This is a genomic window from Flavonifractor sp. An92 (assembly GCF_002159175.1).
Classification (GTDB): Bacteria; Bacillota; Clostridia; order Oscillospirales; family Oscillospiraceae; genus Pseudoflavonifractor_A.
Window position 1 is genome coordinate 1 of the sequence record NZ_NFGZ01000045.1, and the last position, 14370, is coordinate 14370.

Sequence of the window (14370 nt, forward strand, 5' to 3'; positions counted from 1 at the left end):
CCACCCCCCCCCCGGGGGGGCCTCCCGCCCCCCCCGGGGGTGCGTCTTTTACCGGCTCAGAGCCGGTGCCAGGTCAAAACGCGCGGATGCGCTTACTGCATGGAGTTCTCGTAGGCCTGGATCATCTTCTTGACCATCTGGCCGCCCACGGAGCCGGCCTCACGGCTGGTCAGGTCGCCGTTGTAGCCCTGCTTCAGATTGACGCCGACTTCCTGCGCGGCCTCCATCTTGAACTTGTTCAGGGCCTCACGGGCGTTGGGGACGGCGGGCTGGTTGGAAGTGGTAGACATAAGAACATCTCCTTCAAACGTCGATTGTTTGGATTGGGGAATCCGCACATAGCTTTGCCCCGGGGACGGTTTTGATATGTAGGCCACTTTTTTCCGCTTTTTCCATCCGGGCTTTTTCCGGCGCTGAACCGCACACGCGCCCGCTAAGCTGTCTATTATGGAAACCATACCTGTGTTAGGAATAAGAAGGACTGCAAATGGGCATGGTTTTGTTAGAGATAGCAAGAAAAAGCCCGCGGGTCTTTTCCTATTTTGAAGAAAATTGCTTTGCTTTTACACAGGGGGGATGCTATAATATCATTGCATTGGAGCGCGGTCCTATGTGGACCCTCCAATTTCCAGATCAAATCAGATCAAATCCGGCCGCTTGGGACATTTGCGGCTGTTGTGATCGCCGGGGTTTTGATACCCTGTGTGTGGAATAGAAGGTGCGGTTTTGACTAAATATGTGATTCAGGGCGGCAAGCCGCTCTATGGCGAGATCTCCATCAGCGGTGCCAAGAACGCCGCCGTTGCCATCATCCCCGCCACGCTGCTGGTGGACGGGGTGTGCCGAATTGAAAATATCCCCCAGATCAGCGACGTGACGCTGATCCTCAACATCCTCCAGGAGCTGGGCGCCGACGTGCGCACGGTCAACCGGACGACGGTGGACGTGGACTGTACCCACATCCACAACGCCCGCATTCCCGAGGAGTTGGCCCGCAAGATCCGGGCCTCTTACTATTTCATCGGCGCGCTGCTCAGCCGTTTCGGCTCGGCCCAGGTGCCCCCTCCGGGCGGCTGTGACTTCGGCGGGCGGCCCATCGACCAGCACATCAAGGGCTTTGTGGCCATGGGCGCCGATGTGGACGTGCGGGGCGGCTATATCCACGCCAAGGCCCGTAACGGCCGCCTGAACGGCACCACGGTGTATATGGACATGGTCTCGGTGGGCGCCACCATGAACGTGATGCTGGCCGCCACCCTGGCCGACGGCCTCACCATCATCGAGAACGCCGCCAAGGAGCCCCATATCGTGGACCTGGCCAACTTCCTCAACTCCATGGGCGCCGACATCATGGGCGCCGGCACCGACGTCATCAAGATCCGGGGCGTGGACCGTCTGAAGGGCGGCACCTACTCCATCATCCCCGACCAGATCGAGGCGGGCACCTACATGGCCGCTGTGGCCGCCGCCGGTGGTGAGGTCCTCATCGAGAACGTCATCCCCAAGCACCTGGAGTGCATCACCGCCAAGCTGGTGGAGATGGGCGTGGAGATCGAGGAGCGGGACGACGCCGTGCTGGTCCGCCGCACCGGCGAGCTGACCCGCACCAATGTGAAAACCCTCCCCTATCCCGGCTTCCCCACCGATATGCAGCCCCAGATCGCCGCGGTGCTGTGCCTGGCCAAGGGTACCAGCGTCCTCACGGAGGGCGTGTGGGACAACCGCTACCGCTACGTGGACGAGTTCCGGCGCATGGGCGCCCAGATCCAGGTGGACGGCAAGGTGGCCATCATCGAGGGCGTGGACAAGTTCTCCGCCGCCCGGGTGCAGGCCTGTGACCTGCGCGCCGGTGCGGCCATGATCATCGCCGCTCTGGCCGCCAATGGCACCAGCGAGATCAGCAATATCCACCACATTGAGCGGGGCTACGAGGACATCGTACGCAAGCTCTCCGGCGTGGGCGCCGACATCCGGGTGGTTGTCACCCCCGATGACGAGGAAGCCCAGGCCACTGCAGGCTAAATTTTGATCCGGATTCCGGGAGGGGCGGCCAGGCCGTCCCTCTGTTTCTGCCCGGACCGCCAAACCGATACAGGAGCGACTTCATGCTGACACTCACCACTCTGGCCAGCGGCTCCAGCGGCAACTGTACCCTGGTGTCCGACGGCACCACCCATATCCTCATCGACGCCGGCATCTCTGCCCGGCGCATCACCACCGCTCTGAAGGGCCTGGGCATTCCGCCGCAGGACCTGGCCGGCGTTCTGGTGACCCACGAGCACACCGACCACATCTCCGGCCTTGCCACCCTCACCAGACAGCTGGATTTCCCCCTCTACGCCAGCGGCGGCACCGCCGTGGCCATGGGGCGGAAGGTCCCCGTGGCGCCGGAGCGGATGCACACCTTCCGCCCCGGGGAGTGCTTCACCGTGGGCGGACTGGAGGTGGAGACCTTCCCCACCCCCCACGACGCCGCTGAGAGCACCGGCTACGCCATCTCCGCCCACGGGCGGAAGGCGGCGGTGGTCACCGACCTGGGCTATGTGACCCACGCCGTCGAGCGGGGCATCCAGGGGGCCCATCTGCTGCTGGCCGAGGCCAACTACGAGCCCGAGTGGCTCCAGAGCGGGCCCTACCCCTATTTTCTGAAAGCCCGCATCCAGGGGGAGCGGGGACACCTCTCCAACCGGGCGGGGGCAGAGCTGGCCTGTCTGGGGGCCGAGGCGGGGGCGGCCACCGTGGTGCTGGCCCACCTCTCCAAGGAGAACAACACCCCCCAGCGGGCTTACGATACCGTCCGCAGCGCCCTGGAGCGCCAGGGCGCGGTGATCGGCCGGGACGTGTGCCTGGAGGTGGCCCCCCGGGACTGCACCGGGACTACATACACCGTCTGAGGACGAAAGGAGAAGGCCTATGCGCAGCGTGACCCTGCTCACCGTGGGCAAGCTGAAGGAGTCCTTTTACCGCCAGGCCTGCGACGAGTACGTCAAGCGCCTGGGGGCGTTCTGCAAGCTGAACGTCATCGAGTTCCCCGAGGAGCGCCTTCCCCAGAACCCCTCCCAGGCCCAGATCGACGCCGCCCTGGAGAAAGAGGCCGCCGCCGTGCGGGCAAAGCTCCCGGCGGGGGCGGTACTGGCCGCCCTGTGCGTGGAGGGAAAGCTCCTCTCCAGCGAGGACCTGGCCGGCCAGATGGCCCGCTGGGCGGGGAGCGGCAAGAGCAGCGTGGTCTTTCTGATCGGCTCCTCCTTCGGCCTCTCGCCCACCCTGAAGGCCCAGGCCGACCTGCGCCTCTCCATGTCTCCCATGACCTTCCCCCACCATCTGGCCCGGGTGATGGTGCTGGAGCAGATCTATCGGGCCTTCCAGATCAACGCCGGATCGCCCTACCACAAGTAGCGTCACAGACTGGAAAATATTGAGATGATTTACCAAAATCTATGCTAGATATTGGCATCCCTTTGTGATATAATCACAACAGCAGTGTTGGATTCACGCCAAAATCTCAGATAAATTGGAGGTCATTCCCATGTCCTATCGTGATGTTTATGAAAAGTGGCTCAACAGCCCCGCCCTGAGCGAGGCTGAGAAAGAGGAGCTGCGCTCCATCGCCAACGATGAGAAGGAGATCGAGAGCCGGTTCTTCGCGCCTCTGGAGTTTGGTACCGCCGGTCTGCGCGGCACCATGTGCGTGGGTCTGCACCAGATGAATATCCACGTCATCCGCCACGCCACCCAGGCTTTTGCCGAGGTCATCAAGGCCGAGGGCCCCGAGGCCGTCAAGCGCGGCGTGGCCGTGTGCTTTGACTGCCGCAACCACTCCGACGAGTTCGCCCGTGAGACCGCCTGTGTCATGGCGGGCAACGGCATCCATGTCCGCCTCTTCGAGTCCCTGCGCCCCACCCCCGAGGTGTCCTTCGCCGTGCGGGAGTATGGCTGCATCGCCGGCGTGAACGTCACTGCCAGCCATAACCCCAAGGAGTACAACGGCTACAAGGTGTATTGGCAGGACGGCGCTCAGCTGCCCCCCCACCACGCCGACGCCATCGCCAAGAAGATGGAGGAGCTGGACCTCTTCGACTCCATCGTGCGCATGGACTATGATGAGGCGGTGAAGGCCGGTCTCATCACCCTGATGGGCGCCGAGACCGACGAGAAGTTCCTGGCCAACGTCATGGGTCAGGTCAACGACAAGGCCGCTGTGGAGAAGGTGGCCGACACCTTCAAGATGGTGTATACCCCCTTCCACGGCACCGGCTACAAGCTCATCCCCGAGGCCCTCAAGCGCCTGGGCATGAAGCACGTCATCTGTGTCCCCGAGCAGATGGTCATCGACGGCAACTTCCCCACCGTGGTCTCCCCCAACCCGGAGAACCCCGAGGGCTTCTACCTGGCGGTGGACCTGGCCAAGAAGGAGGGCGCCGACTTTATCCTGGGTTCCGACCCCGACGCCGACCGCGTGGGCATCATGGTCCGCAATGACCAGGGCGAGTACATCACCATCTCCGGCAACCAGACCGGCGTGCTGCTGCTGGACTACCTCATCGGCGCCAAGAAGCGCACCGGTAAGATGCCCGAGAAGCCCGTGGCCCTCAAGACCATCGTGACCACCGAGATGGCCCGCAAGGTGGCCGAGACCAACGGCCTGGCCTGCTACGACACCTTCACCGGCTTCAAGTTCCTGGCCGAGAAGAAGGACAAGCTGGAGAACGCCGGCGAGGGCAAGGTCATCTTCGCCTACGAGGAGAGCTACGGCTACATGCTGGGCGACTACGTCCGCGACAAGGACGCCGTCACCGCCGCTCTGTCCCTGACCGAGATGGCCGCCTGGTACGCCGGACAGGGCATGACTCTGTACGACGCTCTCCAGAAGTGCTATGAGAAGTACGGCTTCTACGGCGAAAAGACCCTGAACCTGGTGATGCCCGGTCTGGACGGCCTGAAGAAGATGGCCGACCTGATGGCCGGTCTGCGGGAGCACCCCCCGGTGGAGATCGCCGGTGTGGCCGTGGCCCAGCAGAAGGACTACAAGGACGGCTCCGTGGTCAATGTCTCCGACGGCGCCAAGAGCACCATGGAGCTCTCCGGCTCCAACGTGCTGCGCTACGAGATGACCGACGGCACCAGCCTCATCGTCCGTCCCTCCGGCACCGAGCCCAAGGTCAAGGTCTACATCCTGGCCAACGGCGCCACCAAGGACGTGTGCGACGAGAAGGTGGCCAAGTACGCCGCCTGGGCCGAGAGCCTGAAGGGCTAAGCAAGCTGTGAAAAAAACCGGACCCGTCCTGCGGCGGGTCCGGTTTTTTGTGGAGTGCGTGTTTGACACAGGTAAAAAGATCTGCTAAAATATACCTAATTACTGGTAGTCGCAGTGAAGGAAAGTAACGAGACAAAAGGTTCGTTGCTTTCCTTCTTTTTTTGCGCCAAAATGCCAGATCTTGGAGAGGAGAAACATCTATGCCCCAGACAACCTTTCAGCGCGTCGTATTCACCGTTCTCATGGCGATCATCATGGTATACGGAATGATCGTGTACAATGTGGCCCTGAACACCGGCGGCGTGACCAACGCCACCTTCCTCATGGCCCTCCACGAGATGCCTATCATGGTCCCCATCGCCGTGGTACTGGAGTTCTTCGTGGTGGAGAAGCTGGCCACCAAGCCGGCCTTCACCGTGGTGCGCCCCACAGATCGCCCCCAGATCATCACCTACGCCATCTCTACCATGATCGTGTGCCTGATGTGCCCCACCATGAGCCTCATTGCCACCCTGCTCTTCAAGGAGCCCAGCTTCGGCATGTGGGTCCACACCTGGGGCTGCAACATGCCCATGGCCCTCATCTGGCAGCTGCTGTTCTGCGGCCCGCTGACCCGGCTGATTTTCCGGGCACTCTTCCGCAAGCAGCTGGCCGTGTCGGCGGCCCACTGATCCGCTTTTGAACCATAAAACGCCGCGTCCCGTACTCTACGGGACGCGGCGTTTTGCAATTGAGAGCGTTCTTACGCGATTACCGTTCCCACATTTCCATCCAGGGCCGCGGCGGCCCGGTCCAGGGAGGTGATGATGGTCCTGCGTCCGGCCTTGCTGGAGGTGAAGTGGACAGCCGCCTCCACCTTGGGGAGCATGGAGCCGGGGGCGAATTGCCCCTGGGCGATGTACTCCTGGGCCCGGTCCACCGAGAGGCGGTCCAGGCTCTGCTGGCTGGGCTGGTTGAAGTTGATGCACACCTGCTCCACGCCGGTGAGGATGAGGAGCAGATCAGCGTCCAGCTCCTCGGCCAGCAGGGCGGAGGCCAGATCCTTGTCGATGACGGCGGGCACGCCCTCCAGACGTCCGGCGTCGCTCCGCACTACCGGGATGCCGCCGCCGCCCACAGTGATGATGACGAAGCCCGCCTGCATCAGGCGCTTGATGGCCTGGAGCTCCACGATGTCCCGGGGCTCCGGCGAGGCCACCACCCGCCGCCAGCCCCGCCCGGCGTCCTCCACAAAGGTCTGCTCCGGGTGGTCCTGCCGGATCTGCTCGGCCTCCTCCCGGGTGTAGAAGCGCCCGATGGGCTTGGTGGGGTTCTGGAAGCGGGGGTCCTCCGGGTCCACCACCACCTGGGTGATGAGGGTCACCGCCGTCCGGTCCAGATTCCGGCGCTGAAAGACCCGGGACAGGCCCTGCTGCAGGTGGTAGCCGATCATCCCCTGAGTCATGGCGCCGCAGACGTCAAAGGGCATGGCGGGGGTCACCGCCGCAGCGCAGTCGTTCTGCTGGATCACCCGACCCACCTGGGGACCGTTTCCGTGGGAGAGAATGACGTCATAGCCCATCTCGATGATGTCCGCGATGTGTTCGGCGGTCTTTTCAGCCATCTCCAGCTCCATCTCCGCCGTGGGTGGCATCCCGCTCTCCTGGAGGGCGTTTCCGCCCAGGGCGATCACGATCTTTTTTCTTGCCATTTCGGTATCACTCGATCCTTCCCGGGAACGCCGCCGCACACGCCGGAGCGGAGTTCCCTTATTAAGTATTCAGGTCCATATCCTCAGCCCGGCGCTCCACAAAGCGGCCTGCGCCGGGGGCGGCACAGCACACGCCGTCCCGGATAAGAGCTTCGCCACGCAGCAGCACGGTCTCCGCCCGGCCATAGAGCTCCTGACCGTCGTAGGGGTTCCAGTCCACCGGGCTGTGGAGAATTTCGGGGGAGATGACGGCGCTGGCCTCCGGGTCAAAGAGGACCAGGTCGGCGTCGCTGCCGGGCCGGATGTCGCCCTTGTGGGGATACATGCCAAAGACCCGGGCGGGGTTGGTGGAGAGAAGGGCTACCAGCTGGGGCAGCGAGATCCGGCCGGTGCGTACGCCGTAGGTGTACAGCGCGGCCAGGCGGGTCTCCATGCCGGGCAGGCCGTTGGGGGTGGCGGTGAAGTCGTTGCAGCCGCTGGCCTTGTTTTCCAGAGAGAAGCCGCAGTGGTCGGAGCTGACTACCCCGATAAGTCCCTCCCGGACCCCCTCCCACAGGGCCTCCACATCGGCCTTGCTGCGCAGGGGGGGACTGCAGATGAACTGGGCGCCGTCCGGACGGTCGTAATAGGTGTCATCCAGGGTGAGGTAGTGGATGCAGGTCTCCGCGTAGACCTGGACGCCCTCGGCCCGGGCCGTCCGGAGCAGGTCCAGGCTTTCCCGGCAGGAGAGGTGGAAGATGTAGAGCCGCCCGCCGGTGGCCTTGGCCAGATAAATGGCCCGGTTCACCGCCTCGGCCTCCACCAGATTGTGCTTGCACAGGGGGAAGTAGTGGGGGCTGGTCTTGCCCACGCGCTGATACTGGTCCGAGTAGTAGCAGCACATGGCGTCGTTTTCCGCGTGGACGCCCACCAGGCCGCCGTGGGCCGCGGTGACCTTCAGGGCCTCACACAGGGCGGCGTCGTCGGACATGCGGTCTTGGCGGGAGTAGGTCATATAGAGCTTGGCGGAGGGGACGCCCCCGGCGATGAGGCCGGGCAGCTCCGCGACCGTCTCAGGGTCGGAGCGGGTGGGGCAGGCGTGGAAGGTGAAGTCGGTGTAGGACTGCCCCTCGAACTGGCTGCGGCGCAGGGCGCAGGTCTCGGCCAGAGTTTTTTCCTTGTCCCACTGGATGGCGAAGTCGCACACCGTGGTCACGCCTCCGAAGGCGGCGGAGCGGGTGGCGGTGGCAAAGTCATCGGCGGAATAGCCGCCTTTGAAGGGATGGTGGATGTGGACGTGGGGATCGATCATACCGGGGAGGACCAGCTTCCCCGCGGCGTCCAGCACCTCTTTGGCCTGGCCCAGACTGCCGTGGGGGCCGGTGGCGGCGATCTTGCCGCCCTGGATGGCCACATCCCAGGGGAAGCTGCCCTGGGCGGTGACTACGGTCCCGTTTCGGATCAGAAGATCGAACATGCTATCCCCTCCTCAGCTGGCGCGGGGGCCTGGATGCAGCGCTCCACCGCCTGGAGCACCGTGGGCACCATTTCGTGCGTGAGATCCTTGTGGCAGATCATACGGACGTAGGTGGGACCCACCGGCTTGGCCTTTACGCCAAACGTCTCCAGCGCGGCGCAGAAGCCCTGGGCGTCCATGCACACGGTGGACACGTCCAGCCGAACCACATTGGTCTGCACCTGATCGAGGTCGATGCCGATGCCCAGCGCCTGGAGGCCCTTGGCCAGAGCCTGGGCCTTCTGGTGGTCCTCTTTCAGGTCCCGGTAGTGGGACAGGCCCACGATACCGGCGGCGGCCACGATGCCGCCCTGCCGCCAGCCGCCGCCCAGCATCTGGCGCATGACCCGGGCTTTGGCGATCACGTCCTTGGGGCCCATGAGCAGGGAACCGATGGGGCAGGCCAGGCCCTTGCTCAGGCAGAGGGAGACCACGTCCACGTGCTCGCACAGCACCGCCGGGTCCATGTCCAGGGCCACCGCGGCGTTGAGCACCCGGGCACCGTCCAGATATACCGGGATACCGTGGCGGTGGGCCACCTCGCACACCGCGTCGATGTGAGCCTTGTCCACCACCAAACCCTGGTTCAGGTCAAAGGTGTTCTCCAGACATACCAGGGAGGTGGGGGCGTTCTGGATGGCGGGCTTGATGAGGTTGGATTCCAGTTCGTTCAGGTCGAAGTGCCCGCCGGGGGCGGGGATGGGCCGGGCCTGGACGCCGCAGATCTGGGCCAGGGCGGCCACTTCCAGGTTGTACATGTGGGACTTGTCGTGGACCACGATCTGCTCACACTTGTTGGTCAGGGACAGCACCGCCGTCTGGTTGCTCATGGTGCCGGAGGTGGTGATGAGGCAGGCCTCCTTGCCGAAGAGGGCCGCGCCCATCTCCTGGATGCGGGCTACGGTCGGGTCGTCGCCGATGACGTCGTCGCCCACCTCGGCCTCATACATGGCCTTGCGCATCTCCTGAGTGGGGTGGGTCACGGTATCGCTGCGGATATCAATCATAGGGATCGCTCCTTTTCTGTCTTGGGCTCCTCCAGTTCCCGGAGGAGCATGGCCATGCGCAGGACAAAGGCATCCTGGAATTTTTGGGGCGCATAGCCGGTGTATGTGCGGATCTTATTGAGGCGCATGTTGAGGGTGTTCCGGTGGATGAACAGCTCATCGGCGGTTTTCTGTACGTTCATGTCGTTCTGGTAGTAGACCTGGAGGGTGTGGAGGGAGAGGTCGCGCTGCTCGGCCTTTCCGCGGAGCAGCCGCCCCAGCACGGAGCGCCAGAAGTCCGAGCGGGCCTGGGCGGGGAGCTGGAAGAGGGCGTACTCGCTCCGGTAGTCCTCCGAGGCGATGACGGGTCCAACATCGGGCCAGCGCCACGCGATCTCCAGGGCTCCTTTAGCCCGCCGATAGGCGGCAGGGGCCTCCCGCCAGTCCCGGCACAGGGCGTCCCGGACCAGCAGGACCCGGCCGCACGTCTCGCTCTGGAGCAGCCGGGCAAGGTCCTCCAGTCCCGCCTCCCACGGGCCGCCGGACGCTTCTTCCTCCCGGGTGGGGAGGAGGAGGGCCAGGTGCTGGTGGAGGAAACAGCCCACCATGCTGCAACCGCAGATGCGGTACCGGCCGATGAGGTCGGTGAGCCGGTCTTTGAGCTGCTGGCAGCGGATCAGATCGGTTTGGTCCTCCAGCGCCTCCAGTCGGACTGCCAGCAGGCGCTGGGGCCGGTCCCAGCGGTGATTGAGGAAGGAGAGCCGCTGGCGAAAGACCTCCGGGTCCTCCAGACAGCGCCCGGTAAACAGGTCCAGCAGTACGCTCTCCCGCACCCGCTGTTCCTGGAAGCCCCGCTGCTTCATCTCCTCCTGCTCGATGATGAGCTGGGCGGTCAGCACCGCCAGCTCCACATATTTTTCTACATAGGAGGGCTCGCCCGTCATGCCCAGCGCGCCGATGATGGCGCCCTTGTAGACGATGGGCTGGGTGACGCCCTGCTCCACGCTGTCCAGCTGGGCGGCCTCCACGGCGGTCACCGATTTCTTACGTCCGGTGGCGATGACGTCGGCGGCCGCGCAGTGGAAGGTAGCGATGCGGGAGGGATCACCGGCGGCGATCACGGTCCCGTGGACGTCCATGATATTGACGTTTACGTTGAGCACCGACATGGTCTGGTCCACGATAGACTGCGCGACGGAAGTATTCAGCATGGGACCGCCTTCCTTTCGCAGCGGAAATCAGGCGCGCCGGACAGGCAGGCGTACACCCGCCTGTCCGGCGCTGGTTTTCGTTACATACCGTATTCCACGGGCACCTTGTCCAGCAGCATGGTCATCAGGGCGGCGCGGATGAGCACGCCGTTGTAGGTCTGCTTGAAGTAGGCGCAGCCGGGATACTTGTCCACGCTGGTGTCCAGCTCGTTCACGCGGGGCAGGTGGTGCAGCACCGCCGCCACCTTGGGGGACTTCTCCAGCATGTCGCGGGTCAGGCAGTACTTGCCGTTGATGAGCTCGAACTCGTCCTCCGGGAAGCGCTCCTTCTGGATGCGGCACATGTACACCACATCGGCGCCCATCAGGGCGGACTGGAGGTCCTCGGTCTGGGTATAGGAGCAGCCCCGCTCCTTCACCAGGTCCAGGATCCACTGGCTGGTCTCAAAGCCCTTGGGCTGGACGAAGGTGAAGTCCACGCCGTAGTTGGACAGGCCCAGGGTCAGGGAGTTGGTGGAGCGGGTGTGCTTCAGATCGCCGCACATGACCACCTTCAGGCCCTCCAGCTTGCCGCACTCCCGGCGGATGGTCAGCATGTCCAGCAGGGTCTGGGTGGGGTGCTCGTTGGGGCCGTCGCCGGCGTTGATGACGGGCACCCGGGAGATGGAGGCGGCGCGCTCGGCCGCGCCGGCCTCGAAGTGGCGCAGGGCGATGACGTCGCAGTAGTTCTCGATGGTGCGGATGGTGTCCTCCAGGGTCTCGCCCTTCCAGACGGAGGAGGTCTTCTGGGCGTCGGCCATGGAGATGCAGGTGCCACCCAGCTTGTTCATGGCGGACTCGAAGGAGAGACGGGTGCGGGTGGAGGGCTCATAGAAGAAGGTACACAGGACCTTGTCCTTCAGGGGGCGCAGCTGGGACTTACCCTGGATGATGGGTTCCAGCTTCTCCGCCAGGTCCAGAATGTAGTTGATGTCCTCCTTGGACAGATTCTTGATGCCGGTGATGGAAGTATAGTTGGGCTTCATAACGACGGTCTCCTTTACATTCATGTAATTTTGTGGATGGGCCTGCACTCTCAGCTGCTTAGACCTTGGAGTACAGCTGTGTTTTGGAACGTCTGCAGGTGGTGGCGGATCGTTTGCTTGTGCACAATTTTCATGCTCAGTATAGGGCGTCCACCTGTGGGATTCAATTGTACGCGTGCACACTCCTTGTGGGGAAAAGGGGATGGATCAGCGGGATTTTCTGCCTCCTTTCACCCCAATTACATGCAATTGGGATGCCAGGTCCTGTGTAACTGCTCAGCAAATCGGAAAAGCAGAGGGGAATTGTCCGCAATCCCGCGGAGACGCGGCGCTGTGCGGACGCACAGTTGGGCGCATTCCGCGTCGAAAAAAGAGAGCCCGCGCTGGAGCGGAAGAAAGCCGTGCGATGAAATATTTCATAGCGGCTCTTTTTTTCATCATGTGCGATGAAAAAAGTCATCGCTTGCGCCGGAGCAGATGCCGAAAGGCGGAAAAAGGCCCCACTCCGGGGGGTGAGAACTTGGCACGTCTTTTGCTTACATAAAAAGTGTTTTGGAACTACAGAGCCGGACAGGGCATCAGACCTGCCGGCGGATCAAGGCACAGGTTATGGAAAGAAGGATGTGTAGCATGGATATTACCCATAAGATCCAGGTGATCAATGTGGGCCTGGAGTTTTTCCGGGACGAGCTGGAGCGCCAGGAGATCCCGGTGGTCCATCTGGACTGGCACCCGCCCGCCCAGGGCAACAGCGCGGTGCTGCAGCTGCTCAAGCAGCTGCGAGGAACGAAAAAGGAGGCCCAACCTTGATCCAGACCAGAGTAAAAGAGAATTTCTATCAGGACTCCGTCAAGCTGATGCGGATCGCCAGCTCCATCCGGAATATGGAGGGCGTGGAGGAGGCGTCGGTCTCCATGGCCACCCCCACCAATCTGGAGTTGCTGGAGCGCATCGGCATCCTGACGCCGGAGGCCCAGGTGGCCAGCCCGGATGACATCCTCATCGTGGTCCGCGCCGCCAGCGAGGAGCAGTGCCACGCGGCCCTGGAGGCGGCGGAGACCGCCATCTGCGGCGGCGGAGAGCGGGTGGCCCTGGAGGAGGACGGAGATACCTTCCAGGCCCCCAAGAGCCTGGAGCGGGCTTTGGATTACATGCCGGAGGCCAACATTGCCCTCATCTCGGTGCCCGGCAAGTACGCCTTCTCCCTGGCCGACCAGGCCCTGGACCTGGGGGTCAACCCCATGATCTTCAGCGACAACGTGTCGGTGGAGGAGGAGCGGACCCTGAAGAAGAAGGCCGTGGAAAAGGGCCTTATCGTCATGGGGCCGGACTGCGGCACCTGTATTCTGGACGGCGCCTGCCTGGGCTTCGGCAACCAGGTACGGCGGGGCCCCATCGGCATTGTGGGCGCCGCCGGAACCGGCATCCAGGAGCTGGCCTGCCTCATCCACCAGAGCGGCGGCGGCATCTCCCACGCCATCGGCACCGGCGGCCGGGACCTGAGCCGGGACATCGGCGGTATCTCCATGCTCCAGGGTCTGGAGTGTCTGGCCCGGGACGAGAGCACCCAGGTCATCCTCCTGCTGTCCAAGCCGGCGGACCCGGCGGTGGCCGACCACATCCTGGAGCGGGCGCGGCAGGTGGCAAAGCCGGTGATCGTCTGCTTCCTGGGCGGCAAGCGCCGTCCCGATGAGGGCAACCTTCAGTTTGCAGACACCATGGACCTGGCCGCCGACCTGGCCCTGCGCCACACCGGACTCACCATCACCGCGCCGGAGAGCGCCAAGACCGATTCCATTGTAGAAGGAAAGCACATCCGGGCCCTCTACACCGGCGGCTCCCTGGCCTATGAGGCGCTGTATCTCTTCCGGGAGGCGGGGGTCGCCCCCCTCTTCTCCAACATCCACATGGACGGTGCGGCGGAGCTGGCCGACCCCATGAGACCCCACGACCACACGGTGCTGGACCTGGGCGACGACGTCTTTACCGTGGGCCGGGCCCACCCCATGATCAACCCCGAGCTGCGCAACGACATGATCGCCGCCCAGGCCGCCGAGGCGGACACCGCCGTGCTGCTTCTGGACTTTGTCCTGGGGTACGGCTGTCATCCCGACCCGGTGGGCGCGGCCCTGCCCGCGCTGGAAAAGGCCTTTGCCCTGCGTCCCGACGGACGCCTGCGAATCCTGGCCCACGTCTGCGGCGCGGACTCCGATCCTCAGGATCTGTGTGCGCAGGAGGAAAAACTGCTCCGGGCCGGCGTTCAGACCTTCCGCTCCAACGCGGACATGGTCCGGGCCGCCATCCGGATGCTCCACGGTTAAGGAGGTAATGATATGAACATTGAAGCCATCAACCAAGCCAACCAGCAGGCGGTGCACACCATGCTGGAGGCGGACCCGGTCTGGGTGGACGTGCGCCCGGCCATCGAGGTCATCCCGGGGATGACCAAGGACACCATCCTGCACGCCGGTCCTCCCATCACCTGGGAGCGGATGTGCGGCCCTATGAAGGGCGCCATCGCGGGAGCCCTGATGCTGGAGGGCCGCGCCCGGACCGAGGCGGAGGCCTACGAGCTGGCCGCATCGGGGGAGATCCACTTTGCCCCCTGCCATAACCACAGCGCGGTGGGCCCCATGGCGGGCGTCACCAGCCCCAGCATGCCGGTCTTTGTCATCCACAACCGGAAGCACGGCAACGACGCCTACTGCA

Annotated in this window: 14 protein-coding genes; 8 read left to right on the forward strand and 6 right to left on the reverse strand. The window is 63.9% G+C overall.

Annotation, left to right across the window (positions count from 1 at the left end):
- Nucleotides 1–92: 92 nt before the first annotated feature.
- Entirely contained in the window at nt 93–290 is a 198-nt protein-coding gene (locus B5G43_RS16330; protein WP_087263203.1) for an alpha/beta-type small acid-soluble spore protein, read from the reverse strand.
- A 436-nt stretch (nt 291–726) separates the two neighbouring features.
- Between B5G43_RS16330 and B5G43_RS16335 the strand changes: the two genes are divergently transcribed.
- From B5G43_RS16335 to B5G43_RS16355, 5 genes are all read left to right on the forward strand, one after another.
- The gene (locus B5G43_RS16335) at nt 727–2022 is read left to right on the forward strand and encodes a UDP-N-acetylglucosamine 1-carboxyvinyltransferase (RefSeq protein ID WP_087263205.1); all 1296 of its coding nucleotides are present in this window, start codon (nt 727–729) and stop codon (nt 2020–2022) included.
- Nucleotides 2023–2105: 83 nt separating this feature from the next.
- Complete coding sequence (locus B5G43_RS16340; protein ID WP_087263206.1) at nt 2106–2894, forward strand: MBL fold metallo-hydrolase; 789 nt, start codon at nt 2106–2108, stop codon at nt 2892–2894.
- A gap of 19 nt (nt 2895–2913) precedes the next feature.
- Nucleotides 2914–3396, forward strand: a complete 483-nt coding sequence (gene rlmH / locus B5G43_RS16345; RefSeq protein ID WP_087263208.1) for a 23S rRNA (pseudouridine(1915)-N(3))-methyltransferase RlmH — start codon at nt 2914–2916, stop codon at nt 3394–3396.
- 130 nt (nt 3397–3526) lie between these two features.
- Nucleotides 3527–5254 (forward strand): phospho-sugar mutase, encoded by a 1728-nt coding sequence (locus B5G43_RS16350; RefSeq protein WP_087263209.1) that lies wholly within the window; start codon nt 3527–3529, stop codon nt 5252–5254.
- A gap of 200 nt (nt 5255–5454) precedes the next feature.
- Nucleotides 5455–5925 carry a DUF2798 domain-containing protein gene (locus B5G43_RS16355; RefSeq protein WP_087263211.1) on the forward strand — a complete coding sequence of 157 codons (471 nt, stop codon included), beginning with the start codon at nt 5455–5457 and terminating at the stop codon, nt 5923–5925.
- A 71-nt stretch (nt 5926–5996) separates the two neighbouring features.
- Here B5G43_RS16355 and arcC read toward each other — a convergent pair whose 3' ends face one another.
- From arcC to pyrB, 5 genes are all read right to left on the reverse strand, one after another.
- Entirely contained in the window at nt 5997–6944 is a 948-nt protein-coding gene (gene arcC / locus B5G43_RS16360) for a carbamate kinase (protein ID WP_087263213.1), read from the reverse strand.
- 61 nt (nt 6945–7005) lie between these two features.
- Entirely contained in the window at nt 7006–8400 is a 1395-nt protein-coding gene (gene hydA / locus B5G43_RS16365) for a dihydropyrimidinase (protein WP_087263215.1), read from the reverse strand.
- Nucleotides 8385–9446, reverse strand: a complete 1062-nt coding sequence (locus B5G43_RS16370; protein ID WP_087263217.1) for a GntG family PLP-dependent aldolase — start codon at nt 9444–9446, stop codon at nt 8385–8387. Before B5G43_RS16370 ends, hydA begins: the two co-directional genes overlap by 16 nt.
- Nucleotides 9443–10636 carry a sugar diacid recognition domain-containing protein gene (locus B5G43_RS16375; protein ID WP_087263219.1) on the reverse strand — a complete coding sequence of 398 codons (1194 nt, stop codon included), beginning with the start codon at nt 10634–10636 and terminating at the stop codon, nt 9443–9445. The genes B5G43_RS16370 and B5G43_RS16375 overlap by 4 nt, the downstream gene beginning before the upstream one ends.
- Before the next feature lie 80 nt (nt 10637–10716).
- Nucleotides 10717–11661 carry an aspartate carbamoyltransferase gene (gene pyrB, locus B5G43_RS16380; RefSeq protein WP_087263220.1) on the reverse strand — a complete coding sequence of 315 codons (945 nt, stop codon included), beginning with the start codon at nt 11659–11661 and terminating at the stop codon, nt 10717–10719.
- Nucleotides 11662–12291: 630 nt separating this feature from the next.
- Between pyrB and B5G43_RS16385 the strand changes: the two genes are divergently transcribed.
- The 3 genes from B5G43_RS16385 to B5G43_RS16395 form a co-directional block, all read left to right on the forward strand.
- Nucleotides 12292–12471: a hypothetical protein gene (locus tag B5G43_RS16385; protein ID WP_087263222.1), complete on the forward strand. Its 180-nt coding sequence runs from the start codon at nt 12292–12294 to the stop codon at nt 12469–12471.
- A complete protein-coding gene (fdrA, locus tag B5G43_RS16390; protein ID WP_158097456.1) occupies nt 12468–13982 on the forward strand; it encodes an acyl-CoA synthetase FdrA in 1515 nt (504 codons plus the stop codon). The genes B5G43_RS16385 and fdrA overlap by 4 nt, the downstream gene beginning before the upstream one ends.
- 12 nt (nt 13983–13994) lie before the next feature.
- Nucleotides 13995–14370: DUF1116 domain-containing protein (locus B5G43_RS16395; RefSeq protein WP_206405034.1), on the forward strand; the 376-nt coding region annotated here is incomplete at its 3' end.

What these genes read in the sequence shown, in the direction of transcription:
- B5G43_RS16330 (WP_087263203.1), bottom strand. Translation starts at nt 290, where the DNA reads ATGTCTACCACTTCCAACCAGCCCGCCGTCCCCAACGCCCGTGAGGCC.
- B5G43_RS16340 (WP_087263206.1), top strand. Translation starts at nt 2,106, where the DNA reads ATGCTGACACTCACCACTCTGGCCAGCGGCTCCAGCGGCAACTGTACC.
- rlmH (WP_087263208.1), top strand. Translation starts at nt 2,914, where the DNA reads ATGCGCAGCGTGACCCTGCTCACCGTGGGCAAGCTGAAGGAGTCCTTT.
- B5G43_RS16350 (WP_087263209.1), top strand. Translation starts at nt 3,527, where the DNA reads ATGTCCTATCGTGATGTTTATGAAAAGTGGCTCAACAGCCCCGCCCTG.
- B5G43_RS16355 (WP_087263211.1), top strand. Translation starts at nt 5,455, where the DNA reads ATGCCCCAGACAACCTTTCAGCGCGTCGTATTCACCGTTCTCATGGCG.
- arcC (WP_087263213.1), bottom strand. Translation starts at nt 6,944, where the DNA reads ATGGCAAGAAAAAAGATCGTGATCGCCCTGGGCGGAAACGCCCTCCAG.
- hydA (WP_087263215.1), bottom strand. Translation starts at nt 8,400, where the DNA reads ATGTTCGATCTTCTGATCCGAAACGGGACCGTAGTCACCGCCCAGGGC.
- B5G43_RS16370 (WP_087263217.1), bottom strand. Translation starts at nt 9,446, where the DNA reads ATGATTGATATCCGCAGCGATACCGTGACCCACCCCACTCAGGAGATG.
- B5G43_RS16375 (WP_087263219.1), bottom strand. Translation starts at nt 10,636, where the DNA reads ATGCTGAATACTTCCGTCGCGCAGTCTATCGTGGACCAGACCATGTCG.
- pyrB (WP_087263220.1), bottom strand. Translation starts at nt 11,661, where the DNA reads ATGAAGCCCAACTATACTTCCATCACCGGCATCAAGAATCTGTCCAAG.
- B5G43_RS16385 (WP_087263222.1), top strand. Translation starts at nt 12,292, where the DNA reads ATGGATATTACCCATAAGATCCAGGTGATCAATGTGGGCCTGGAGTTT.